Genomic DNA, 20,322 nt, shown 5'->3' with positions numbered 1-20,322 from the left:
GGACTTCAAGATGTTTTATGAGGATGCACTGAAGTGGATAAGGGCATTTCATGAGTGCCAAACGGCAGACGACCGATTCCGGATACGCGACGGAGAGGATGATGAAGACCTTTACGTCTGCTGCGATGAGGCGGAGGTCATCCTTTCGCTGTTGTATTGCTGCAAAGACCACAAGGTCACTGTCAGGGAAATCCTCTATCAGGGAAACCGCTACACAGACATATCGGATATTCAGCTTTCAGATGGCTTTGTCGCCGATGAACACGGGTTTGGCGGCGCTGAGCGCACTGATATCCGACTGCATGCGAAGAAGAACGGCCACGATACGCTGGTATATCTATTCGGGCCGAAATTCGGTTATATTCCCGGGGACGACTACGAGGACAAATTCTGTATTTTCAGATATCCTCTCTCCCACGGCATGGTGGAAATAGGAAAAAACCAGATGTATTATGCGGGAACCTATCGTTATCACTGTTATGAAGAAGATAGCCTCCACTACTATCCTAGTCGTGATTATGATGACGGAGTAGAGCTTTTCCTGGAAACAGACGGAAAGAACGTTACGTTCAGCGCACTGCTGGACGGTAGGCTGTATAAGAAGATCAGCAAAGACGACGAGAAAATCGTCTTCCATTCCATACTGGCCGAAGACGTCCTGCTGGGCACAGGCAGAATTTATGAGGCGTTTGAGGGCGGCACCCGGAGGATCAGCTTTTGGCAGTGCAGGGATATGCAGGATGTGGAATTCAGGAGGGACGGCGACGGCAGATACCGATATACGGGAGGCAACAGGGAGGTTGCCGAAATATGGGCAGGCGTGTCCTTCGTTCCTCCCCAGACGCCGGATCCCAACAGCCTGGACCAGAAGTCCGCGCTCAGGTTATGCGAGGACTATATCAACGCGTTTTATGCAGGGCGCCCCGTGCAAATTCCAGAAGTCCCCGAAACCGGCGCAAAGCCCCCTGAAACCGCCGCAGTTCCCGAAGACAAAAAAATATGGGCGGAGTATCGGAAAATCCTGACAGATATCCAGGGGAAATATGGATTGTCGGCGGCAGAGAAGGCGGCACATGGAATGAATGCGCCTGAGGCGAATGCGACGAGTGCCGAAGTATTATATGCAGCCTGCATATTTTTTTCACTGGAGGATAAGGAGCTGGAGGAGCTTCTGCCCGCAGAGGAGCTGCGGAAAGAATATGAAGTGCTGAAGGCAGCCCTCAAGGATGACCTGAACCTTCAGGCTGACCCGGATGTGTCCGAATTCAGCGAGCTGCGTGAAATCTTTGCCAGGGACTTTTTCTATCTCAACCGAATTACCATCCCCTTCAAGCCAGAAGACAGATTTCTTCCCATTTTGGATGAAGATGTGCGAAACGGGTCAGTTACCGAATATAACGCAATTTTCACATCGGTATCGCTTGCAGGGAAATGCCTTTATAATCAAGATCCAAGCAGATATAGGAGAAGAGATTTCCTTTCCATAATAAGACACTATAGAACAAAGAAACCCGGGGACAAATCCGCGAAAAAGGAAATCGATACTGTCATAGCCCTGCGCAAAAGGCTCCGGGAGGGGCTGCGGGCCAAGGTCAAGGGCCAGGATATGGCGATTGAGAAGTTTGTGGACGGCTATATCCGCTATCAGATCCGGGGGAAGATATCGGGCAAGCCCGCAGGCCTTTATCTCTTTGCGGGACCTCCCGGAACCGGCAAGACCGTTCTGACGGAAACCTTTGCAGGGCTTAAGGATATGAGGGAGGCGGGATACAAATACAAACGCTTTGATATGTCCGCCTATGGAGGCGGGAGCAGCGACGCCGTGTCAGGACTGGTGGGCTTCGAACGGACCTGGAGAGCGGCGCAGCCCGGACAGCTCACGGATTTCGTGAAAAAAAATCCCAAATGCGTCCTGCTTTTCGACGAGATAGAGAAGGCGAGCCCGCAGGTCAGATTCCTTTTCCTGAGCGTGATGGACGGGGCAGTCCTCACAGATAAATATTATAATGAACCGGTCTCCTTTGAGGACGCGATCCTCATATTTACCACAAATGAGGGCAGGGATCTCTATGGAGACAACCGCGAGGCGAATCTGACGGCGCTGTCGGATTCTGCCGTGATAGAAGGCCTCCAGGCATCAAAGTTCGCGCCGGAGCTGATTTCCCGCTTTATGTCCGGGACAATCGTCATGTTCAACCACCTGGACTATTTTAACATGTCGGCTATCTTTGAGAATTCCGTGGACAGAGCCATCGCCCAGATATGCAGGAACCGGGATAAGCTGCATTTCGACCTTGTCTATGACGATAAGCTGCCCAAGCTTTATCTTTTGGGCAAGGGGGACAGAATCGATGCCAGATTCGTCAGCTCAAATGCCCGAAAGACGGTGGAGGATCATTTCCTGGAAGCCGTGGAATATATGGGCAAACGCTATCCCGGAAAACTGGGGGAGTTAAAGAAGGCATCGGTCTCGGTAGATGTAACAGAGGAGATCCGGAAATATTTTGAGATGACACAGAAGCCGCGGATTCTTCTGTACGCGGAAGGGGGCACGGCGCTGTATACAGGCGAGACTGCCCGTCTGCGCAACGGCTTCCTTCCGGAGAGGGGACTGAAGGAATTGGGGCAGATGGCTGTCTGCGACCTGGCAGAGCAAGCGGAAAGCGAAAAAGAGCATAAAAAAAGCTTCCGGGAATTCCTTCAAGACTGCAATTGGAACAGCCGCAGGAGAGAGGACAGATATGACGCAATCCTGGTAGATTTAGGACGGGATTCCAAAAACTACAAGGCGACAGAGGGCTATAAGTGCCTGAAGGCCGCGGCGGAAGCGAAACGGAATATCCCCATCATCGTCGTGGACAGGGGGGATGTGGAGGACAAGGCTCCGCTCCTGGCGCTGGGCGTTACGGATTTCGTGCGGGCAGTACCGTACGAGCCCCAGGACACGGACAGGGGCGATTCGACGGATAAAATCGCTTGCGAGGGCCTGGCGCTGGACAGGGAAGAACTGGAGGCCATCCTTGGCAGGCAGCATTTTGTGGAAATGGCGAAGGCGCTTGTCCGGGAAGGGAAGAGGCTTTCCTGCGATGTCGCTTACGATTACAAGAGAGAATCCGGCGAGCTGGAAATACGCTTTACCAATCTGCGCGAAAAGGAGGCAGTGGCGGAGGATGCCGAGGCCAGGCGGCAGAACAGAAAATATCTGCTGGCGGAGAAGCCCCAGGTGCGGTTGACGGATATCTTTGGCAATGAAAAGGTAAAAGAGGATGTAAAGCGCTGTATCGACAATATCAAAAATCCCGAGAAGTACCGGGCCGCCGGAGCCAGGCTGATGACCGGCATATTGATGTATGGCGTGCCGGGCATGGGCAAGACCATGTTCGCCAAGGCCATGGCCTTTGAGTCCGGGGCGGCGTTCATTTCAACGGTAGGATCGGATTTCCTCAGCAAAGACGGCATTGCCAAAATGGAAGAAATGTTCCGGACGGCCCGCCGGAAAAGGCCCTGCATCCTGTTCATCGATGAGTTCGACGCCATTTCCAAGCACAGGGGAGGCCGGATAACCAGCGAACAGGAACTCATGCTGGAGAAATTCCTGAAGGAAATGGACGGCCTGGAGACAGACAACAACGGGGTCTATGTGGTGGCGGCCACCAACTATTCCTTAGAAGGACTGGACGATGCGGTCATCAGGAGATTCAGCACCAGGATTCCTTTCCCGTCTCCTAATATGGAAGAACGTCTCAGCTTCCTTCTTCATGTTTTGGAGAAGAAGAACCTGAAGGATAAGGTTTCCAAAAGAGCTGCCAGGACATTGAGCCTGAAGATGTACGGAACGAGGACAAACTATTCGGAAATCGAGACATTTGTGGAGGAATCCGTCGCGGACGCGGTATATAAAAGCGAACCCGTCACGGAGAGGTTCCTGCTCAACCGGATACATAACGAGGCGGACGGGGCTGCCCGGCAGAAGGATGACCCGAGGAACTATATCGCTACCGCTTTCCATGAAGCAGGACATGCCGTGCTGCAGTACCATTACGGCATGGGAATCGATTATGTGACAATCGTATCCAGAGGGATGTATGGCGGGTATGCCCTGGGGCAGTCAAGATACCATGCCGGCCAGGATTTTCTGGATCAGATATGCATCTGCTTTGCCGGGCGCATTGCCGAGATGCTCTATACGGGCAAGGAGATGGGCGTCAATATAGGCGCGGGGAGCGATCTGCAGAGGGCTACGTATATCGCCTATGAATATGTCTGCCGATATGCTATGGGCAATCGCATCCTGGTGGTGCCCGAGATGTTCGCCCCACGTACAGGGGTGTACCCGGAGAACGTTCTGCCAGAGTCCGAGAAAGAGGCCATCTGGACATCCGTAAACCAGATTCTGAATCAGCAGTGGAATGTGGCCATAGAGCATCTGCGGAACTGTTGGGACGAGGTGACGGCCCTTGCCTATTCGCTGATCTATATGCAGGAACTGGTGGGCGAAAAGGCGGAGGAAGTCATTCTGGGCAAAGTGCCATATATAGAGGAAATATGCTTTTTGGATTCCGACAATGATTATATGCGGTCGATAACGGTTGGCGCCAAGACCCTGGTTCCCTTTGGATATGCCGTCTATCCGTATTATCCTTATTCCCAGATCAAGACCCTGCCGGAAGAAGAGGATATGCCGGAGGCAAATGGCAGACATTATTTTTACGCGGTCAAAAAGGCGGAAAAGCCTCTGGGCATTTCCGAGAGCCTGCAGGACGCGTTTGCCACCGCGTATGGACAGGGCGCAAGCTGCCGACGGTTCGTAAGCCTGGAGGCCGCGCAGAGGTATCTGGATATGCTGGAGCTGAAGGTCTTCCGTCAGGGCGAGAACCGTTTCTGCAATTTCTACGCGGACGCGCTGTCGGAAATGATAGACAGCCGGGCAGCGGTGAAGGATCTGATCATCCTGAAAGAGGGGGAGATCGGCTGGTATCAGGTGAAGACAGACGAAGCAGGGGTGACGCATCTGGCTGTGCTGAAAAGGGAATATACGGACCTGTATCAGGAGAAAGCCACGGAAGCAGGAATGCCTTTTTCGCTGTACCTGAAAGAAGAAATGGCCGAAAAGTTTTTGGAGGAGCGTGAAAACGCTTACCGGGTCATTCAGATATACGATAAGGAGCTTCAGACGGAACTGCTGTATTATATGGGCGTCATGGAATATCAGTCCAAGCGGTATCGCAGGAATTTAGGCTATAATGATTGACTGAACATCGTCCCTGGCTGGTGGGACGGCTGAAAACAGCATCATGAACGGCCATCAGGGGTCTGCCGCAGAAGGAGCATGTCCGTAATAATTACGAATCTGCTGGCAGGAACCTGCTATACTATTTCCTGTAAGAAAAAAAAACAAAAAAGACACGGAGGAATGTCAACATGAACGATTTTATTATGTGGTTGGTACTGTTTGCCATCATCTACTGGTTCTTCACAAGACACGACCGCAAAGACCGGGAACGGTGGCCCACCCTGATGAGCACCGAAGATTACCTTCGCAAACAAGGAACCCCCGCAGCGAAAAAATGCGCAAACACGATGCGCAAAATGCGGAAAAAGGCGAGGACTGACAAGCGCATGGCAGAAGAGCTCGACAGAGAAGATAACATGGCATGGAGGGCAAAGATGGAGGTGGATAAACAGGGGGACATGGACCGCATGAGGAATACAATAGACGAAATGGACAGGAAAATCAAAGACCTGGAATTCGAGAACCTGAGGAACCATCGTTATTGACAAAAGCTTACAAATCTGTATTACGGCTATAATTTATAAACCAGGAGGTATCCGTCATGAAAAAGAATATGCTTATTTATCCCGTATCCGCACTGTTGGCAGCCGGCCTGTTCGCAGGCTGCGCCGCCATGTCCGTCCAGGCTGCTCCCGGCAAGACCACTCCCGGCAGGACCGCTCCCGCCGCCAGCTCCGCCAAGCCGGAGGCCAGCCCGGAGCCGGAAGCCCCGGCCGCTTCCCCGGACATCGATGCCATCGCCGGGCTTGGCGAGCTCCAGGCCGTGGTAGAAGAGCCGTTCTACAAGAACAGCGCCGCCTTCGTGGTGGATGTGGATAACGGCCACAACCCCTATGATGTAGAGTGGGACTACGGCGAGCTATACGACGCCTACATAGAGGAAGCCGACTGGTCCCTGGTGTTCGATGCGGATTTCTATATGGAATCCTTCCCGGCTCTTGCGTTTCTGTACCAATATGACGAGGAGCTTCTGCTGGAGCACTTCCAGACTGTGGGCGTCCATGAAGGCCGCCAGGGAAACGAGGCCTTCAACGTGGCCGCCTATCAGGAGAACTGCAAAAAGGAGCTGCGCGCTGCCTTCGGGGACCATTATGAGTGCTATTATTTCTACTGGATGCTGAACCAGGCTTCCCAGGAAGGCGTCGCCACATCGGGCGAAAACTATCCGCTACAGCTCGATGTAAAAATGACCTACGAGCAGGCAAAAGAATTTGAGAAAGTCAACGAGTACCGCGCCGAAGTCGGCGTCGAACCCCTGAAGTTCGACCCTGAGCTGGCAGCCGCCGCCTGCTACAGGGGCTGGGTCGATATCAGCGAAGGCTATGGCGCCCATGACTGGCTGGATGATGAGGCAAACCAGGAGACAGCCAATGCCCTGATGAACCTGCTCCATATGACTCGGTTAGGCGAGAATACGGTGGATTGCGGCGTGAACAATGCTTCACAGCATATAAACAACACATTCTATATCAACTACCGCTATTCGCCGGATCATTATGAAGCCATGATAAACCCGGATTACAAATATTTTGGCTGCTCGCATATTTATTTCGGAACGAACCGTATCCCGGAGTCGAGAAGAAGAGACAGCGGCACCTATAACAGACCAATGATGCGCATAGAGTTCGATCTGTTCACAGACGCGCTCTCCACCCCGGTGCATCCGTGATATGCCCGCCTGGCCCCCCTAAACCCCTAAGCCAAAAAATCACTTGCCTTTCCTCCCTGGATATGCTAGACTTTGTACAAAGCATTATTTCAAATCCGGTATGGCCGTTAGGGCTGCATACTCGTCAAATATTAAGTTTTTCATGCTGTCAGGGAAATCCATGCTTTTATTTTATCCATTCAAATTCAATAAGGGCAGGAGTTTCCGCAAGTAATACCCAGTCCGCGGCCCTCCTGCACGCAAAGGGAGGAGCTTTATGGCAGGAAACAGGGAGTACAAAAGTGATGTGTTCGGCATGTTGATGGAGGAGCCGGGGTATGCGCTGGAGGTGTATAACGCGCTGAACCATTCGGATTACAGGGACCCGGGGCTTGTGGAAGTGTGTAGCCTGGAGCGGGGGATTTCCCTGTCGGTGCGCAATGACGCGGCGTTCATCCTGGACATGAACTTAAGCGTGTATGAGCATGAATCCACCGTCTGCCCCAATATGCCCCTGCGAGCGCTGATTTATGTGACGAACATTCTGGAGCAGTGGGTCAAGAAGCAGAACATATACGGGAGGAAGCTGGTGAAGATTCCGACGCCCCGGTTCGCGGTGTTCTACAATGGGGTGGAGGACCAGCCGGAGCTGTATCAGCTCAAGCTGTCGGACGCATACGCAAACCCCATGGAGGAGCCTGAGCTTGAGCTGGCCTGCACTGTATATAACATCAATGCGGGAATGAACAGAAAGCTGCTGTCGGAATGCCCGGTTTTGGAGCAATACATGATGTTTGTAGGCTATGTGCGGGAGTACCTGGGGGCATATCCGGAGAAGGATTTGAGGAAAGCAATCGACAAAGCCATAGACCGTTGCATCAGGGAGGACGTGCTGCGGGAATTCCTGATACGGCGCCGCAGGGAGGTGACGAAGGTGACACAACTGGATTACACATTTGACAGGCGCATAGAGCTTGAACGGGAAGATGCCCGGGATGAAGCCATTGCGGAGGAACGCGTCAACACGGAACGCGAAAGGAAGGCGAAGGAAGAGGCTCTGCAGGAAAAGGAAAAAGAACGGCAGCGGGCGGAACAGGCAGAGATAGAAGTACAGAAGCTCCGCACAGAACTGGAGGAATATAGACGGCGGTTTTCGGAGGCGTAAGACCAAAGCTTCAAACCGGCTTTGGCAATCGCCCTGACAGACGCCCGTTTCTAAGGGTGAAGAGCCGGGATGCGCCCCACGAATATTTTGAGGATTTCCAGTAATCCCCTATTGCATCCCAAACACATGTTTCCTATAATGTTGTATCAAGGAGGTGAACGTGCGTTTGGAAAATATTATTTTTCATATCGATGTGAACGCAGCCTTCCTCTCCTGGGAGGCTGTTTATCGTCTGACCCACGGCGTCTTCATGGAAACGGACAGTCAGATGCCGGCCGGCGGCTACACGGCACACAGGGGCGGCGGCATGGACCTGCGGGAAATCCCTTCTGCGGTAGGCGGGGACGTGACGAAACGCCACGGCATCATCCTGGCCAAATCCATCCCCGCGAAGAGATACGGCATCCGGACCGGAGAAACCGTGCTGGAGGCCAGGCGGAAATGCCCGGACCTCCTGCTGGTGCCGCCAAACTACGACCTGTACCGGGAATGCTCCGCGGCCTTTCTGGACATCCTGAGGGAGTATTCGGATACGGTGGAGCCCTACAGCATCGACGAGGCCTTCGTGGATATGACTACGACCTGTCATCTGTTCGGTGCTCCGGAGGAAGCCGCAGCACTGATAAAGGACAGGATCCGGGAGGAGCTGGGCTTCACCGTGAACATCGGCATATCCCACAGCAGGCTCCTGGCCAAGATGGCTTCCGACTTCCGCAAGCCGGACCGCGTCCACACCCTGTACCGGCAGGAGATTCCGGAGAAGATGTGGCCCCTGCCCGTGTCGGACCTGTTCTTCGTGGGCCCTGCCACGGCGAAGAAGCTGTTCTCCATGGGGCTTTCCACCATCGGAGACCTGGCGGCGGCCGACCCCGCATGGCTGAAGGCCGTCCTGAAGAAGCAGGGCGAGACCCTCTGGGGATTCGCCCGTGGCATAGACCTGTCCCCGGTGCTGGCGTCCCCCGCCCCCAACAAGGGCTATGGGAACAGCACCACCACGCCCTTCGACGTAACGGACAGGGAGACGGCGGACCTGGTGCTGCTGGCCCTGTCGGAGACCCTTGGGAGCCGCCTACGGGCGGACGGGGCGAAGGTCTCCGTGGTCTCTGTGGGCATCCGGTATGCGGACCTGTCCTATTTCTCCCACCAGAGGGCCCTGGTCTCCCCCACCGACCTGACCCTGGAGATCTACCATGCCGCCAGGGAGCTTTTCCCGGAGCTCTGGGACGGCAGGCCCATCCGCCATCTGGGGGTGCACACCGGCGGGGCCAGGTACGGAGCCTGCGGCAGGCAGATGAGCCTTTTTGACGAAATCGACTATGAGAAGCTGGCCGCCGTGGACAGGACGGTGGATGCCCTGCGGCAGCGGTTCGGGCGGGACAGCGTAAAGCGGGCCCCGTTCCTGAACACGCCCGTCAGCCACATGTGCGGGGGCGTAGGGGCGTGAGGAGGCATGTGGGCAAAGCGCGGGCATTCCTCCGGGCGCGGCTTTTGCGCTTTGCCTGTGCCGCCGCAGACGGCATGGCAGAAAGTTCGATGGATATGCGCGCCGAGGCGCGAAGGGGGTATGGAAATGGCATTTGGAATAGCGGCAGACGCCGGAGCTATGGGCGGCAAGATGGAAACCGGCCTCCTCCGGGGCACTCAGCGGGAAATCGCCTGCGAATGCTGGTGCACCAGCACCGGAAAGATAACGCCGTTGATGATCAAATTGAAAGACGAAGAAGGACAGATACAGACCATCCGGGACATCACGGTGCATGCCCAGACCAAAAAGCGGTACGCCGGGATACCGTCCATCGAATATGACTGCACTCTTGTAATCAGAGACAGGTACATCCGCGCCTGGCTGATCTTCTTCCAGACAGAAGGGAGGTGGGTGCTGAATCTCCGGTAGGGAAGATTGGGGCTAGGCCTCTATCCTCTTCCGGAACATAATATAATAGCAGTTCAGCTCAAAGTCGCTGCACCCCCGCCTGGATTCCGGCAGACAGCGCAGGAGCTTTTCCCGCATTGCCCCATCCCGCAGTTCCGGGCGCAGCTCCTTTTGAATCCCGTTCTGCCGGAAAAAATGTTCGATTTCCTCCATAGCCCTGCCCAACTTTCGCTTTTCCACCATGAAATCTATGTTATACCGTGTCTCTGCCTCCCATTCACTGAGCATTTCGGAATGGTCGTCGATCCAGTCGGTTATCACAAGGTTCGCGCCATTGTCGGCAGTCATGGCCAGGAGCTTCGTAATCTTATGGGTGTTCGGCACCGTGACGCCTACGCACTCCAGGGCCCCCTTTAAGGCCTTCTCCACTGCCTGCTGCAGATGATAGGCCGCGTTGTTCAATATCATTTCATCATCCCAGGGAGTCTCCCACAGCTTTTTCGCAGTCTCGAAATCCAGCCTTGCGCTTCGAAACAGCCTCACATCGCACATATCGTCACCTCTCGAACAATAATAATCCCTTTGCGTCTATCTCGCGGTACAGGACAGACTCCGGCGGCAGGTCCGTGATGATGTCCACTTCGCATCCCACCTCAGGCAAAGGCTCTAACTTTTTCCCTTTCTCATGCTTTTCCAGATAGAGGTCGATATCGCTGTAGCTGCTGCACCGAAATTCCAGAGAGCTCCCAAAGAGCGCCGCTCTTTTGATATTCTCATCCTGCCGCAGGTGGCGGATCAGCTTCTCCACCCTCCTCTGCATCAGCGGGTGCACCCGGTTCGCATTCGGAAAATCCACCCCTTCCATCACCGGAAAATCCCACATTTCCTCCATACGGTTCATCGAATCCCTCCCTTATGCCCTCCATTTTATCATGTGGATTCCGGAAAGGCAAACGATATATGGAATTTCAGCCGCACTGTGTCAACTTCTGATTCCATGTGCACTAAAGCGCACGAAATTGTGGTATAATGTTGACTCAGAAGGGCACTGTGTCAACTTCTGATTCCGTGTGCGCTAAAGAGCACGAAATTGTGGTATAATAATCTCAGAAATACAAAATCCGGAAAGGCGAAATATATGTGTGGCCGATATTATATAGGCGATGATACGTCAAAAGAAATCGAGAAGCTTGTCAGGGAAATCCAGGGGGAGCTGAGCCGTGAGACTGCCGCCGCGCTGCAGCGGATCCAGAAGACGGACATCCACCCGGCAGCCGAAGCCCCTGTCCTCCTGGCCGCAGACGGACGTATAGGCTGCGCCTGGCTGCGGTGGGGCTTTCCCCTGCAGCAGGACTCCGGAAAAGGGCTGGTCTTCAATGCCAGGTGTGAGTCCGCCGCGGAAAAGCCCCTGTTCCGGGAGGGCATCCGCCACAGGCGCACCGTCATCCCGGCCAGCGCGTTCTACGAATGGGATTCCCGCAAGGCGAAGTTCACTTTCCGGCGGGAACAGGGAGGAGCCTTGTTCATGGCAGGGTGCTGCAGGCCATACCAGGACGGCGAGCATTTCGTCATCCTGACCACGGCGGCCAACGGCTCCATGGAGCCAGTCCATGACCGCATGCCCCTGATTTTGTCCCGGGAGGAGGCCGTCGGCTGGATTCTGGACGGAAGCCGCACAGAACAACTCCTGCAAAAAGTCCCGGCCCCGTTAGAACGAGGCACGGACTACGAGCAGCTGCGCTTTTTCTGATTCCGCCGCAGCCCGGCCTCATGACTGATGATGTAATGCAGCCCCGTCCTGCCCTGCTCCACAAGATAGGATCTCACATCGCAGAACTGGTTATGCATCCTCTTCTTTCCCCGGCAGAGGAGCAGCCGCGCTGATTGCCCAGTGCGGCTGCTCCTCTGTTTAGGGAGAATCAATCGTCAGTTTTCGTTTGTCGACAGGAATTCCTGGGCCTGCTTCTGCATCTCCGCATACACGGTGTCCGCGCCTGCCGCAGCCATACTTTCCTTCAGCTTTGCGATGTCGCCCGCAGGGTCATCCGTAAAGCCCAGTCCCAGCAGCTTGTATTCCGAGTTGAAGATTTCGGTAATGGCAGCAATCTCGTTTTTCACATCCCCATCGTTGAACACGAAGGTCTGATAACGTCTGCTGTAGGCTGTCTCCTTCCACTGGGCATTCAGTTCCTCCAGCCCCGGGATGCCGCCTTCCACAACACGCCAGCTTGCATCGTTTCGCACGCCCCAGTTGCAGTTGCTGTCATAAGCATAATTGGAGCTGTCAGGCAGGGATACCAGCGCATTGTCTCCGGAAGCTTCCCAGTGCTTGCCCTCAATGCCGTAGCAGAACAGATTGTTGATTTCCACATCGTTGCGCAGATAATCAAGAGCCATCAGCGCCCGCTCCGGATATTTGGATTTGGAGAAAATACTCATACCGTTTGCCAGATAGGAATTCAAGACAGGCGGTACGCCGTCCTGGGCGTCAAATACGCGCACATCCCATTCCGGATGCTCGGTGGACATCTGTGTGTAGATGCTTTTTGCCGTGTTGGCATTGCAAAGGGCCAAGGCGGATTTTCCTGCCTGGAAGCTTTCCGTGTTGTTCTGGGTATTGACAACAGCGTTTTTGCTCCAGAATCCTTTGTCCTTCCAGCTCTTCAGGCGCTCAATCACACCCTGGAACTCCGGCTGATCGTAAACGCCCTTCACTTCCGCATTGTCGTCCGTTTCGCTGACGCTGCCCATTGCCTGCCATGTGCCGATTCCGGCTACTTTTTCCTCAGACTCCCAGTTCGCCTTCTGCCACATGCGGTCAAACACAAAGAGCTTGTCGTAATCGGAGCCTACATCCAGGGGAATCAAAGTGGGCTCGTTTGCCACGATGGCATCCATGTAGGCCTCCGCCTCGTCCAGGGATGCAACGGACTTGATATCGTATTTATCCATCAGATCGCCCCTTGCCATGTACACATAGGAAGTAATCTCCTTATAGTTCATGGGAAGCATAAATACCTGTCCGTCTACCTTTGCCTGCTCCCAGGCCTCCGGATAAATGCTTGCCGCAGTCATGGGTGCGTAAGTGTCGAGCGCTTCCTGGGTAATCTCCCAGAATCCCTGCTTGGTGGCCTGTGCATTGTAGAAACACCAGTCGGCCGTATAGATGATGTCCCAGTCTTCTCCGGAAGCAAAGATCAGCGGATATTTCTGCTCATATTCGCCCCAGCTCATGAACTTCACATCAATGGTGGCATTGATCTCCGCCTTCAGTTTTTCGTTGATTTTCGCAAACACCTCGTCATTGTCCACGGGGCGGTCTCCGATGAGGTACATGGTCAGGGTCACTTCCTCGGAGATATCGGGGCCTTCCGCCTGAGACTCCGCCTCCGGCGCTGATTCGGATGCAGACTCCTGCCCGGATGCAGAATCCGATGCCTCCTCTGACTCTTCCGACACAGGCACATCTGCCGGAGTGGATGAGCCCGTAGCCGCAGGTTCGCTGCCGCATCCGCTCAAAGTGCCCAGTCCCAGCAGCATTGCCATAAGCAGACCGCTGATTTTTGTTTTCTTTCTCATAAAACGTTCCTCCTTTTTTGCTTTTTTGCATTTCGGTTTCTATAAAAAAATTCTTGCGAACTTTTTTCGATGATTGATGCGAGGGGTCAGCCCTTTACCGCCCCGATGGTAACGCCTTTTACAAAATATTTCTGCAGGAAAGGATACAGCAGAATAATGGGGCCTGTGGCAACCACTGTCATGGCAAGCTTCATGGGTTCACTGGGCACGTCACTGGCGGGAATGCCGCTCCTCGCAGCCGCCGCATTCATGGCCTGGGCCTTGGTGAGGATATTGTTCAGAAAATACTGCAGCGGATACATATCCCGCCTGCCCTCATCCAGGAACAACATGGCATTGTACCAGTCGTTCCAGTAGTTCAAAGCGATAAACAATCCCACTGTGGCAAGGCCTGCCTTGGACAGGGGCAGCGCAATGTTCCAGTAAATCCGCATATCTCCCGCCCCGTCCAGTTTCGCGGATTCGTACAGGGCCTCCGGAATGCCCATCATGTAACTTTTCAGGATCAGCAGATAAGTCACATTAATCAGAATCGGAAGAATCAGCGCGATGATACTGTTGTGAAAGCGAAGGTACTTGGTATTGAAAATGTACCAGGGCACCAGACCGCCTCCGAAAATGGAGGTAAAGTAAAAGAAAAAGGATACCTGATACCGATACCGGAAATCCCGGCTTGCAAGTACATACGCCGCCATACTGGTGAGCCACAGTCCCAGAAGCGTTCCTGCCAACGTCACAAAAATCGTCACACCATATGCCTGCAGCAGCTCCTCCGGAATCCGGAACAGCATCTTATATGCGTCAAAGGAAAATGTCTCCGGAATCAGCCGGTAGCCGTGGAGCTGTATGGCGTACTGTTCCGACACGGATCCGCTCAACACCAGCAAGAACGGCAGCAGGCATGCAGCTGACAGGACTGTCAGTATTATGTAGGAAAGTATATTGAACAAAATGCGGTCACGCCCTACAGGCTTTCCTCCGCGGCTTTTTCTCTTTGCCATTGCCATGGCCTCCCTTCTGCTTTCAAGCAGCCTCTAAAACAGCGCGTAATCCGGTTCCGCTTTTTTCACGGCATAATTGGCAATCAGGACCAGGACAAAGGAAAGTGCCGACTGATAGAGGCCTGCCGCGCTGGTCATGCCAAATTCCTGAAGGTTCAGCAGAGAGCGGGTCACATAGGTGTCAATCACGTCCGTCACCTCCAGAACCATGGGATTATTGCCCGTGACCTGCCAGAACATCTGGAAGTCGCCCTTCATAATGGTGCCGATGGCCATCAGGAACAGAATCACCACCGTTGGCCGTATGCAGGGCAGCGTGATATATCGAATCTTCTGCCACATGGTAGCCCCGTCCAGGTCTGCCGCTTCAAACATTTCCCCATCGATATTCACGATACTGGCCAGATACATCACCGTCCCGTATCCCACGTTCTTAAAGGCGCTGACCACAATCAGGATCACCGGCCACGCAGCCTTGTTGGAGTATACATCCAGGGGCTCCTGTCCGATAGAACGAAGGAAACTGTTCACCGCCCCGAATTCGTAGTTGAACATATTGTAGATAAATGCGCCTACCACCACCCAGGAGATGAAGTAGGGCAGGAACATCACGGACTGGGTAATCCGTTTGAAATATTTCCCTGCCAGTTCGCTGAGCAGTATGGCACAGGTAATCTGCAGCAACGTGTTCACACACAGGAATGCCGCATTGTATAGAATGGTATTCCTGGTGGTGGTCCAGGCTTTGCCGGACTGGAAAAAGTATTCAAAATTCTTAAATCCCGCCCAGGGACTTCCGAAAATCCCGTCATGATAATTGAATTCCTTAAAGGCCAGTACGATTCCAGCCATAGGGATATAGCACATCAAAATGACCACAACAGCAGCCGGCAGAATCATAAGCCACTTGGTACGGTTTTTTTTCAAATCCTCCCAAAACGGGTGTCCCTTCTTTTTCATCCCTTTCCCTCCCCTGCTCCTGCCTGTATCCTCCGCAGATCTGATGGTTCTATCCTAACAGAAGAATGGTTCGGAAACAACGGGACAGAATTTCGAAAAGAGGGTATTCTTATGGTCTTTATGCAGTCAAAGGCCGGCGGAATCCGCTTGATTTTTTGTGAGATTTGCTATATTATTATAGAATGAAAGCGATTTTTGAGGTGAATATCATGAATTTTACCGTTCTGATTGCAGACGATGAGGCCATGCCCCGCAATGTCTTACAGAACTATATCCCCTGGGAAGAGCTCTCCGTGACCCGGGTCTATTTGGCCTCCGACGGGGTGGAAGCCGTGGAGCAGGCCCGCAGATACCGTCCTGAACTCATCATCAGCGACATCAAAATGCCCTATCTGAACGGATTGGAAATGGCTGCCGCGGTCCGGGAATTTCTGCCGGACTGTCAGTTCATCTTTTTGAGCGGCTATTCCGACAAAGAATACCTCAAGGGCGCCATCCGGTTAAAAGCAGCAAACTATGTGGAAAAGCCTCTGAATCTGGAGGAGATTACGGCTGCGGTCAGGGAGATTACCGCACAGCTGCTCAGCCAGGAAAAGCCTACGGCAGAGGAGATTTTTTTCCTGGGCGGGCATTTTCCGGACAGGCCTTTAAATCAGGAGGTGTTCCAGGACGGGGAGCCCATTCTCGAACAATTGGAAAATCTGATCCGCCACAGCAAAAAGGAAGAGGTGTCTTTCCTGCTGGACAGAGTGTACAAAACCATGATGCGCTGCCAGGGCACGGCGCCGGAGGAGCTGCGCCTTTTATACTGCCGGATTCTTTTTCTGTTTTTACATGCTGCCGACACCCGCAATATCCGGACGATCACCAGTCAGACAGACCGCCTGCTCTATTCCATGTCCAGACAGGAGACCCTTGCGGGACTTCAGGAAATTCTGCTGCAGACTGTGGGGGAATATTTTGGCGCCCTGCAGCCCGCCCTGCCGGATATCGCCTCCCAGGTGGAGAGCTATCTGGAAAGCCATTACCAGGATTGCGCGCTCACCGTGCAGACCATTGCCGGAGACCTGGGCTTCACCAATACCTATCTCTGCGCGGCTTATAAGAAATCCTGCGGCAAGACCGTGAATCAGCGGCTCACGGAAATCCGTCTCTTTCATGCAAAAAAACTGCTCGGCTCCAGCGACCGCAAGCTTTACGAAGTGGCCAACGCCGTGGGCTATGGGGACGCCAGATATTTTGTCAAGCTATTTACGCGGGAGATGGGGCTGTCGCCCAGAGAGTACCAGAAGAGGCATTCCTATGAAGAATAAGTTTATGCGGTGGCTGGCCTGCGGAAAGCTTGGCAGCAAACTGATGTGCATTTATTTTCTGCTGATCGTCCTTCCCCTTGGGCTGTTTTCTTTCTATGCCTATCTGCGGGTCAGGGCCGTGGTGCAGGAGCAGACCTTTTCCGCTGCCCGAACCGCATTCGATGATACCTGTCTGTCCCTGGAGGGCCTTCTGGGACGCCTGGACGGGGTCATCGACATCCTGTCCACGGATTCCCTGGTCTACACCATGGCTTCCAACGACTCCCGGGACTATACCTACATCCACCGCCTGGAGGATTCGGATCAGCTCGCCACCACCTTTGAGGATCTCTGCATGCTTGCGGACATCGATCTCATCCGCCTCTATGTGAACAATGAATATTCCTACTCCAATACCAGAAACAATATCATCCAGATCAGCGATGTGGCATTAAACGCCTGGTACAAAACAGCCGCAGAGAGCAGCGGCCGCCTGTGGTGCGCTCCCGTTGATTTTCAGGATGCCTCCGACGAATCGCTGCAGAATTGTTTCTCTTCCGTACAGGTAATCTATAACCCCAACAAGGTGAAAGAACCTCTGGCAGTCCTACGTGCGGATATCGACGCAAGCCGGGTGGAACAGATTGTGTGCGGAACCTCCATTACGGAAAACGGGATGCTGCTGCTGCTGCGTAAAGGCCAGATTCTGCTCTCTTCGGATTCCGGCTCTTCCCCCATCCCTCCGGAAACTCTGGTCAGCCAGGTACAGTCCCTGATTCCCGGCACCTGGGAGACCATCTCCGCAGAAGGGCAGGAATACTATGCCCGCTGCGAGAAAATCGGCCCGTCGGGCTGGCTGATTGCCAGTATCCTGCCGCACCAGGACGTGTTTCGGCTAAGCCGGGAAATGAGCGCAGAGATGCTGATCATCGTAGTGGCCGTCGGGCTGGCCGCCTACCTGCTCGCCTATCTGATCAGCCAGTCTACCCTGAAACGCATCGCTCAGCTCACCAGCACCATGCAGGCTGTGGAAAACGGCAATGTGGCGGTGCGCTTAGAGCCGTCGGGGGAGGACGAAATCGCTCAGCTGATGGACGGGTTCAACCAGATGATGGATCGGGTGGACATGTTGATGGAGGAGCGGGTGGAATACGGACGCCAGATCAAGAACCTGGAGCTGAAAGCCCTTCAGGCTCAAATCAACCCGCATTTTCTATATAATTCCCTGGATCTGATCAACTGCACCGCCATCAGCCGCAATGTTCCGGAGATCAGCCGCATGGTCAACGCTTTGGGGCAGTTCTATCGTCTGTCCCTCAGCAGCGGACGGGAAGTGATCACTCTGGCGGAAGAGCTGAGGCACGCGAAGCTCTATGTGGAAATCCAGAACCTGCGCTTTGAAAACAGGGTGTCCGCAGAATGGGATATGGATCCCTCTGCGGACTGCTGCCAGATTATCAAAATCGTACTGCAGCCCATTATCGAAAACGCAATCATTCACGGGATATTCGAAAAACCGTCAAAAACAGGCCATTTAAAGGTAAGCATCCGGCGTCTGGACGGTGATATCCGGATCACCGTGGAGGATGACGGCATGGGAATGGATGAGGAAACGGTTCTGGCCAACTTTTCCGTACATGAGACCCCGGAGCGCAGGATAATCTCCAGCGGTTACGGAATCCGCAACATCCAGGAGCGGCTGCTCCTGGCCTATGGCGCCCCCTATGGTTTATCCTGCAGGAGCTGTCCCGGAAAAGGCACCGTGGTCACAGTCCTGATTCCGGCCATACTTACGTGAAGCCCCCGGCCTGCCCTTGTACAGGTCGGGGACAGCCTTGTCCAGCCGTCTATGCAGCACCTCGCTGGGGCCTGCGCTCTTCCACCGGGCTCCCAGCACAATCAGGTAATCCGCACACGGTGCCTCCCTGCTCGGGAAGGCCGCTTGTTTGCGGAAATTCAAGGTTTTTTATCTCGCATTTTTTCCATTTTTTTAATCCTTTTTTAATTGTAATGGCGCAAAGCGCTCACTATAATGTAAGAATCCGCCGCACCGGAAGAATCCGGAAACTCCGCCGGGTCTTCGAGCGTCGGCATAATCAGGGCATATCCGAACATGTGCTCTGGAAAGGGAAGGAGACCCATATGCTGAAAATCTTCAAGTACCTAAAGGAATCCAAGTGGTCCGTGCTGGCCATCATCGCCCTGCTGGTAGTGCAGGCCTACTGCGACCTGGCGCTGCCCCAGTACACGGCGGATATCGTGGACATAGGAATCGGCCAGAAGGGAATCGAGAATGCCGTGCCCAGACGGCTGGGAGCAGAAACCTACGCCGGGCTGATGAGCCTCATGACGCAGGAAGAGCGGGCTTTGATGGCATCCGCCTATGGGCAGGAAGATGACGGCGGCTATGTCTTTCAGGGAGATAAGGAGACGGAAGAGGCTCTGGATGAATGCATCGGCATACCGATTCTGATCCTGTCCGCCATGAGGGAATCCGGCGGCATGCCCGGGGCAGGTACTGCCGTGGGCGGGCCGGAGGCGGCAGACGCAGCGGGAACCGAATCCGGCGGCATCTCAGGGGAAGCCGGAAATCCCCCCGCAGACCTGTCGGCCTCAATCCTTGCGCCCACGGACGACCAGGTGCTGGCGCTGCGGGATCAGGTGCTGGAAAGCCTGGGGGAGACAGGGGAGACCGTCATCGCCCAGCGGGCCATGCTGTTCCTCCAGGCGGAATATGAACGCCTGGGGATGGACCTGGGCAAAATCCAGCGAAGCTACCTCTACAGGACCGGCGGCATGATGCTGGCCTACTCCGTGGTGATGATGGCCACGGCCATCCTGGTGGGCCTGCTGGCCTCCCGCCTGGGGGCGAAGCTGGGCCTGAACCTGCGGGAGCGGGTTTTCTCCAGGGTGGTGTCCTTCTCCCACGCGGAGATGGAGCAGTTCTCCACCGCCTCCCTGATCACCCGCAGCACCAATGACATCCAGCAGGTGCAGATGGTGGTGGTAATGATGCTGCGGATGGTAGTGTACGCGCCCATCATCGGCATCGGCGGCATCGTGAAGGTGCTGGGGACCAGGACGGGCATGGGATGGATCATCGCGGTGGCGGTGGCCCTCATCCTGGCTTTGGTAGGCGTGCTGATGGCAGTGGCCATGCCCAGGTTCAAGAAGATGCAGGCCCTGGTGGACCGCCTGAACCTGGTGTCCCGGGAAATCCTCACCGGCGTGTCGGTAATCCGCGCCTTCAGCAGGGAACGGTTCGAGGAGGAACGGTTCGACAGGGCGAACCGCGACCTGATGCGGACCCAACTGTTCACCAACCGGGTGATGAATATCATGATGCCCGTGATGATGCTGATCATGAATGGCATCAGCATCCTGATCGTCTGGTTCGGGGCAAAGGGCATCGACCTGGGCAACCTGATGGTGGGCGACATGCTTGCCTTCATCACATATACCATGCAGATTGTCATGTCCTTCCTTATGCTCACCATGATTTCCGTGATGC

General features: G+C 54.4%; 15 protein-coding genes. 10 read left to right on the top strand and 5 right to left on the bottom strand.

Going from position 1 to position 20,322, the window contains the following annotated elements; translation table 11 throughout:
* From Q2B33_RS16390 to Q2B33_RS16365, 6 genes are all read left to right on the top strand, one after another.
* On the top strand, window positions 1-5,251 hold a 5,251-nt coding region (locus tag Q2B33_RS16390), incomplete at its 5' end, for an AAA family ATPase (protein ID WP_300914113.1).
* A gap of 170 nt (window positions 5,252-5,421) precedes the next feature.
* Complete coding sequence (locus Q2B33_RS16385) at window positions 5,422-5,778, top strand: hypothetical protein (RefSeq protein WP_300570252.1); 357 nt, start codon at window positions 5,422-5,424, stop codon at window positions 5,776-5,778.
* A 56-nt stretch (window positions 5,779-5,834) separates the two neighbouring features.
* On the top strand, window positions 5,835-6,962 hold the full coding sequence (locus Q2B33_RS16380; RefSeq protein WP_300570249.1) for a CAP domain-containing protein: 1,128 nt from the start codon (window positions 5,835-5,837) through the stop codon (window positions 6,960-6,962).
* 256 nt (window positions 6,963-7,218) lie between these two features.
* Window positions 7,219-8,106: a hypothetical protein gene (locus Q2B33_RS16375; protein WP_300570246.1), complete on the top strand. Its 888-nt coding sequence runs from the start codon at window positions 7,219-7,221 to the stop codon at window positions 8,104-8,106.
* Between the two features lie 160 nt (window positions 8,107-8,266).
* Window positions 8,267-9,550, top strand: coding sequence for a DNA polymerase IV (locus Q2B33_RS16370; protein WP_334305379.1), 1,284 nt, complete (start codon window positions 8,267-8,269; stop codon window positions 9,548-9,550).
* Between the two features lie 126 nt (window positions 9,551-9,676).
* On the top strand, window positions 9,677-10,000 hold the full coding sequence (locus Q2B33_RS16365; protein WP_300570240.1) for a hypothetical protein: 324 nt from the start codon (window positions 9,677-9,679) through the stop codon (window positions 9,998-10,000).
* A gap of 12 nt (window positions 10,001-10,012) precedes the next feature.
* On the opposite strand, the gene Q2B33_RS16360 is transcribed toward Q2B33_RS16365, so the two are convergent.
* Both Q2B33_RS16360 and Q2B33_RS16355 read right to left on the bottom strand, forming a co-directional pair.
* Window positions 10,013-10,531: a HEPN domain-containing protein gene (locus Q2B33_RS16360; RefSeq protein ID WP_300570237.1), complete on the bottom strand. Its 519-nt coding sequence runs from the start codon at window positions 10,529-10,531 to the stop codon at window positions 10,013-10,015.
* A gap of 4 nt (window positions 10,532-10,535) precedes the next feature.
* Window positions 10,536-10,880 (bottom strand): nucleotidyltransferase domain-containing protein, encoded by a 345-nt coding sequence (locus Q2B33_RS16355; RefSeq protein ID WP_300570234.1) that lies wholly within the window; start codon window positions 10,878-10,880, stop codon window positions 10,536-10,538.
* Window positions 10,881-11,117: 237 nt separating this feature from the next.
* Here Q2B33_RS16355 and Q2B33_RS16350 point away from each other — a divergent pair, with 237 nt between their 5' ends.
* A complete protein-coding gene (locus tag Q2B33_RS16350; RefSeq protein ID WP_300570231.1) occupies window positions 11,118-11,729 on the top strand; it encodes an SOS response-associated peptidase in 612 nt (203 codons plus the stop codon).
* A 176-nt stretch (window positions 11,730-11,905) separates the two neighbouring features.
* Here the strand turns inward: Q2B33_RS16350 and Q2B33_RS16345 are convergent, their stop codons facing one another.
* From Q2B33_RS16345 to Q2B33_RS16335, 3 genes are all read right to left on the bottom strand, one after another.
* Window positions 11,906-13,558 carry an ABC transporter substrate-binding protein gene (locus tag Q2B33_RS16345; protein ID WP_300570228.1) on the bottom strand — a complete coding sequence of 551 codons (1,653 nt, stop codon included), beginning with the start codon at window positions 13,556-13,558 and terminating at the stop codon, window positions 11,906-11,908.
* Between the two features lie 86 nt (window positions 13,559-13,644).
* Window positions 13,645-14,559 carry a carbohydrate ABC transporter permease gene (locus Q2B33_RS16340; RefSeq protein WP_296473553.1) on the bottom strand — a complete coding sequence of 305 codons (915 nt, stop codon included), beginning with the start codon at window positions 14,557-14,559 and terminating at the stop codon, window positions 13,645-13,647.
* 33 nt (window positions 14,560-14,592) lie between these two features.
* A complete protein-coding gene (locus tag Q2B33_RS16335; protein WP_300570223.1) occupies window positions 14,593-15,519 on the bottom strand; it encodes a sugar ABC transporter permease in 927 nt (308 codons plus the stop codon).
* 209 nt (window positions 15,520-15,728) lie between these two features.
* On the opposite strand from Q2B33_RS16335, the gene Q2B33_RS16330 reads away from it, so the two are divergent.
* From Q2B33_RS16330 to Q2B33_RS16320, 3 genes are all read left to right on the top strand, one after another.
* Complete coding sequence (locus Q2B33_RS16330) at window positions 15,729-16,832, top strand: response regulator (protein WP_300570220.1); 1,104 nt, start codon at window positions 15,729-15,731, stop codon at window positions 16,830-16,832.
* A complete protein-coding gene (locus tag Q2B33_RS16325; protein WP_300570217.1) occupies window positions 16,822-18,609 on the top strand; it encodes a sensor histidine kinase in 1,788 nt (595 codons plus the stop codon). Before Q2B33_RS16330 ends, Q2B33_RS16325 begins: the two co-directional genes overlap by 11 nt.
* Before the next feature lie 344 nt (window positions 18,610-18,953).
* Window positions 18,954-20,322: ABC transporter permease (locus Q2B33_RS16320; protein ID WP_300819834.1), on the top strand; the 1,369-nt coding region annotated here is incomplete at its 3' end.

The organism is uncultured Acetatifactor sp. (genome assembly GCF_948601915.1).
In the GTDB taxonomy this organism is placed as follows: Bacteria; Bacillota; Clostridia; order Lachnospirales; family Lachnospiraceae; genus Acetatifactor.
Note: the sequence above shows the minus strand (reverse complement) of the source record. Positions and strands in the feature narration are given on the sequence as shown.

Excerpts from the sequence above, each read along its gene's own strand:
- Q2B33_RS16345 (WP_300570228.1), bottom strand. The coding sequence starts at position 13,558 with ATGAGAAAGAAAACAAAAATCAGCGGTCTGCTTATGGCAATGCTGCTG.
- Q2B33_RS16335 (WP_300570223.1), bottom strand. The coding sequence starts at position 15,519 with ATGAAAAAGAAGGGACACCCGTTTTGGGAGGATTTGAAAAAAAACCGT.
- Q2B33_RS16385 (WP_300570252.1), top strand. The coding sequence starts at position 5,422 with ATGAACGATTTTATTATGTGGTTGGTACTGTTTGCCATCATCTACTGG.
- Q2B33_RS16360 (WP_300570237.1), bottom strand. The coding sequence starts at position 10,531 with ATGTGCGATGTGAGGCTGTTTCGAAGCGCAAGGCTGGATTTCGAGACT.
- Q2B33_RS16365 (WP_300570240.1), top strand. The coding sequence starts at position 9,677 with ATGGCATTTGGAATAGCGGCAGACGCCGGAGCTATGGGCGGCAAGATG.
- Q2B33_RS16380 (WP_300570249.1), top strand. The coding sequence starts at position 5,835 with ATGAAAAAGAATATGCTTATTTATCCCGTATCCGCACTGTTGGCAGCC.
- Q2B33_RS16375 (WP_300570246.1), top strand. The coding sequence starts at position 7,219 with ATGGCAGGAAACAGGGAGTACAAAAGTGATGTGTTCGGCATGTTGATG.
- Q2B33_RS16325 (WP_300570217.1), top strand. The coding sequence starts at position 16,822 with ATGAAGAATAAGTTTATGCGGTGGCTGGCCTGCGGAAAGCTTGGCAGC.
- Q2B33_RS16355 (WP_300570234.1), bottom strand. The coding sequence starts at position 10,880 with ATGAACCGTATGGAGGAAATGTGGGATTTTCCGGTGATGGAAGGGGTG.
- Q2B33_RS16350 (WP_300570231.1), top strand. The coding sequence starts at position 11,118 with ATGTGTGGCCGATATTATATAGGCGATGATACGTCAAAAGAAATCGAG.
- Q2B33_RS16330 (WP_300570220.1), top strand. The coding sequence starts at position 15,729 with ATGAATTTTACCGTTCTGATTGCAGACGATGAGGCCATGCCCCGCAAT.
- Q2B33_RS16340 (WP_296473553.1), bottom strand. The coding sequence starts at position 14,559 with ATGGCAAAGAGAAAAAGCCGCGGAGGAAAGCCTGTAGGGCGTGACCGC.